At 40.9% G+C, this 4,262-nt stretch carries 5 protein-coding genes; all 5 read left to right on the top strand.

What is annotated here, in order from left to right; genetic code table 11:
* Window positions 1-2,067: heavy metal translocating P-type ATPase (locus VK080_RS14180; RefSeq protein WP_324225423.1), on the top strand; the 2,067-nt coding region annotated here is incomplete at its 5' end.
* Window positions 2,068-2,195: 128 nt separating this feature from the next.
* Complete coding sequence (locus tag VK080_RS14175) at window positions 2,196-2,870, top strand: hypothetical protein (protein ID WP_324225422.1); 675 nt, start codon at window positions 2,196-2,198, stop codon at window positions 2,868-2,870.
* Window positions 2,871-2,889: 19 nt separating this feature from the next.
* Window positions 2,890-3,168: a glutaredoxin family protein gene (locus VK080_RS14170; protein ID WP_324225421.1), complete on the top strand. Its 279-nt coding sequence runs from the start codon at window positions 2,890-2,892 to the stop codon at window positions 3,166-3,168.
* A 138-nt stretch (window positions 3,169-3,306) separates the two neighbouring features.
* Window positions 3,307-3,615, top strand: a complete 309-nt coding sequence (locus tag VK080_RS14165; protein WP_324225420.1) for a metal-sensing transcriptional repressor — start codon at window positions 3,307-3,309, stop codon at window positions 3,613-3,615.
* Between the two features lie 15 nt (window positions 3,616-3,630).
* The coding region (locus tag VK080_RS14160; RefSeq protein ID WP_324225419.1) for a copper ion binding protein at window positions 3,631-4,262 on the top strand (632 nt) is incomplete at its 3' end.

The raw sequence follows: 4,262 nt of genomic DNA, 5'->3' as shown, positions 1-4,262 counted from the left end.
CACAACCACCATAACCATGACCATCATGATGAAGAACATAGCCATGACAGTCATCAAAGTCATGCTCATGACCATGGCAGTCACGGGGGACATGACCATGGCGGCCACGGAGGTCATGGGCACCATGATCATGGAGACATGATCGGAGATTTTAAGAAACGATTCTTTATTTCTTTAATTATTACCATTCCAATTCTCGCTTTATCGCCGATGATTCAAGATTTTATAGGGGTTGATTGGCGTTTTACTGGTGATATGTATATTTTATTTGCATTATCAACAGTCGTATTCTTCTATGGCGGCTGGCCATTTATAACAGGCGGCATCAGTGAGCTGAAAGATAAAAGTCCCGGCATGATGACACTTATTGCGCTTGCGATTACCATAGCGTACGGATACAGCACAATGGTTGTATTTGGCTGGGAAGGCAGTCAGCTGTTCTGGGAACTGGCTACATTGGTCGATATTATGTTATTGGGTCACTGGATTGAAATGCGGTCTGTGATGGGTGCATCTAACGCATTGGAGCAGCTTGTGAAACTCATGCCGAATGAAGCACATCGATTAGATGATAATGATCAAATAGATGATGTGCCTTTATCCGCGTTGCAACATAACGACCGGGTACTTGTAAAACCGGGCGAAAAGATACCTGTAGACGGGACAATTGCTGATGGGAATTCGGCTATCGATGAGTCTATGCTTACAGGGGAGTCTGTTCCGGTTGAAAAAAGCAAAGGTGATGAGGTCATCGGCGGATCAATCAATAAAGAAGGATCCCTCACCATTCAAGTGGAAAAAACCGGGGAAGACTCTTATTTATCACAGGTTATTACAATGGTTAAAGAAGCACAGGAATCAAAATCCAGAACCCAGGATTTAACAAACCGAGCGGCTAAATGGTTATTTTACCTTGCTCTGACTGCCGGTCTTGCAACCTTATTCATTTGGCTGCTTTTAGGGTACGCTTTTGATGTTGCCATTGAACGGATGGTTACCGTTATGGTTATTACTTGTCCGCATGCGCTGGGGTTAGCGGCACCACTTGTTGTAGCAGTTTCTACATCCATTTCTGCTAAAAAAGGGTTGCTGATCCGGAACCGTGCCAATTTTGAAGGGGCACGCAACTTGAATGCAGTTGTTTTTGATAAAACGGGTACACTGACAAAAGGCGAGTTTGGTGTCACAGACATTGTGCCAAGTGAGGGGTATGAGGAAAGAGATATTCTGAAATTTGCAGCGAGCGTGGAACAAAATTCGGAACATCCAATCGCAGCTGGTATTGTCCAAGCAGCAAAGGAAAGAGAAGTTCAATCAGGAAAACTAACTGATTTTGAGTCCATAACAGGGAAAGGTATTCAGGGAAAAGTGGATGGCCAAAAAGTAAATGTTGTCAGCCCGGGCTATGTAAACAACAATCATTTAAACTACGATGAAGCACTATTTAATGAAATGTCAGATGAGGGGAAAACCGTTGTATTTGTACTGGTCGAGGATGAATTAGCTGGTATGATTGCACTTGCCGATATGGTTCGTGAGACGGCAAAAGAAGCAATCGCATCATTAAAAGAAGAGGGCATACATTCGATTATGCTGACAGGCGACAATAAGAAAGTAGCAAACTGGGTGGCAAAACAACTGGGTATCGATGAAGTCTATGCAGAAGTTTTACCTGATGACAAAGCGAATCAGGTGAAACAAATACAAGCAAAAGGCTGGAAGGTTGCTATGACGGGTGATGGGGTGAATGATGCACCGGCACTTGCGACAGCTGATTTGGGAATTGCCATCGGTGCAGGTACCGATGTAGCAATGGAAACAGCTGATGTTGTTCTTGTGAAAAGCAACCCGAATGATGTTGTGGCATTAATGGATTTATCGAAAAAAACCTATCGGAAAATGGTACAGAATCTATGGTGGGCGACAGGTTATAATATTTTTGCCATACCACTGGCAGCAGGTGTCCTGGCTCCGATTGGCATTGTATTAAGCCCAGCAGTAGGGGCAGTATTGATGAGTTTGAGTACCATTATTGTTGCGATAAATGCAAAGTTATTAAAAGCTTAAGCAATGTCATCAAACGTCTATTTAAAGTAAATCTCTAGCGTGAGGTTATTGTATTAAACTCACGCTAGATCTTTCCGAAGAAGACATGGAGTAGAATCTCTATTTAATTATACGAGGAGGAAGAAATAATGGATCATAGTAAATATAATCATCATCACGACCATAGTGTTGAATCAGAGGTTAAAACAAATGTGAGATACAACAGCGGAATAGTTTTCATTGAATTGGAAGATGATAACGGGAACCCCTCTGATCTTACTGTACAGCATGAAAAAGAGATGCATTTCATCATTGTCTCTAATGATTTAGACGAGTACTATCATTTGCATCCTGAGAAGGAACAACAAGGATCCTATGCAGTAAACCAAAAACTAAATGATGGTACCTATCAAGCGTTCGTTGATATTGCACCGGAAAATAAGGTGTACCAAGTTACGCCAAATACTTTACAGGTTGGAACAAGAGAAACAAGTAAAGTGAACCTTGTAGGAAAGGATACTTGGACGAAAGAGCGTGATGGGAAAACAGTCACATTAGATGCCGTGGATGCAACTGTTGGGCAAGAAGTCCCGTTGGTCTTTGATATGCGTGGAGAAAAACCAGATCAACATCTTGGGGCTTTAGGTCATGTGGTTATTGTTGATGAGGATGTCGAACAGTATATTCATGTCCATCCAGGTTCAGAAGATACAACAACTTTTAATGCGCATTTTTCTAAGCCTGGGATGTACAAAATCTGGGCCGAATTTAAGTTTGATGATAACGAACACGTCTATCCTTTTATTATAGAAGTAAAAGAATAAGCAATAGGGGGTTAGAGAAATGGGTAAATATCAGTTGGAAATCTACACGAGACCTACCTGTTCGGATTGCCAGGATTTAAAAAAGTTCCTGGAAAGTCATCATATTCCGCACAAGCAATATGATTTGGCAAAACAACCAGATAAAGAAGAAGATCTTAAAAAGATAACGGGAAGCAGAATCGTACCAGCCCTTGTTTTTTCTGACCGATCGCTTTTGAGGTTAGTGAGAAAACCAAAAAGCATGATAGGTTTTGAGAGAAATAAGGACGAAATAAAAAGACTGTTAAATGTAGGGTAGATAGCATCATATAGCCTGTTATTTGAGAGGGTTTGTAATGATGAATAAGGTGAGGTTTAATCTTTTCCTTGTTTTTTATTGACAAATATACCTTATGGGGGTATAGTATAAGTATAAAAGAAAAAGGAAGTGATTCATATGAAGGAAGAAAAATTCTTACGTGATCACCCGACGACACCAAGAACAGAAGCTGAAAAGGAAAAAACGATTAACCGTTTAAAACGTATAGAAGGTCAGGTTCGCGGGATACAGAAAATGGTGGAAGAAGATCGCTATTGTGTCGATATTTTAGTGCAGATCAGCGCCATTCAATCTGCGTTGAAAAATGTAGGCTTTGCTGTCACAGAGCGGCATATCAACCATTGTGTCAGTGATGCCATTAAACAAGGGGAAGGCCAGGAAACGATTGAGGAATTAATGAGTGTATTGAAGCAGTTTTCCAAGTAAAAGGAGGAGACCCATATGAGCGAAACAAATCATGCAACACTTGGTGTAACAGGCATGACCTGTGCTGCTTGTTCCAATCGCGTTGAAAAAGTTTTAAATAAAATGGATGGTGTGGAAGCACAAGTTAATTTAACGACGGAAAAGGCAACGGTAGACTATGATTCGGAAAAAACGTCCATCGAGGATATTTCAAATAAAATTGAAAAAGTCGGCTACGGTGTTTTAATGGATAAAACAGAACTGGATGTTATGGGCATGACCTGTGCTGCGTGTTCGAACCGGATTGAAAAGGTATTGAATAAACAGGATGGGGTTAAATCTGCCAGTGTTAACTTAACAACAGAAACAGCATCTGTAGAATATAATCCAGGACTTGTAGATACGAAAACAATCATTGATAAAATCAAAAATGTGGGCTATGACGCACAACCTAAGGCGGAAGCAGAAGAAAAGCAAACGCATAAAGAAAAAGAACTGAAACATCAGAAGACGAAATTAATCATTTCGGCCGTTTTAGCTGCTCCGCTATTGGTAACGATGCTGGTCCATTTATTGAATATGTCGATTCCGGCTATATTCATGAATCCGTGGTTCCAGTTTGCTTTGGCAACACCTGTCCAATTTATCATCGGCTGGCAGTTTTATGT

Origin of the sequence: Lentibacillus sp., from assembly GCF_035301925.1 — a bacterium.
Taxonomy (GTDB): domain Bacteria; phylum Bacillota; class Bacilli; order Bacillales; family Amphibacillaceae; genus Lentibacillus.
Note: the sequence above shows the minus strand (reverse complement) of the source record. Positions and strands in the feature narration are given on the sequence as shown.

Coding starts and splice junctions, on each gene's coding strand:
- VK080_RS14175 (WP_324225422.1), top strand. CDS start 2,196: ATGGATCATAGTAAATATAATCATCATCACGACCATAGTGTTGAATCA.
- VK080_RS14170 (WP_324225421.1), top strand. CDS start 2,890: ATGGGTAAATATCAGTTGGAAATCTACACGAGACCTACCTGTTCGGAT.
- VK080_RS14165 (WP_324225420.1), top strand. CDS start 3,307: ATGAAGGAAGAAAAATTCTTACGTGATCACCCGACGACACCAAGAACA.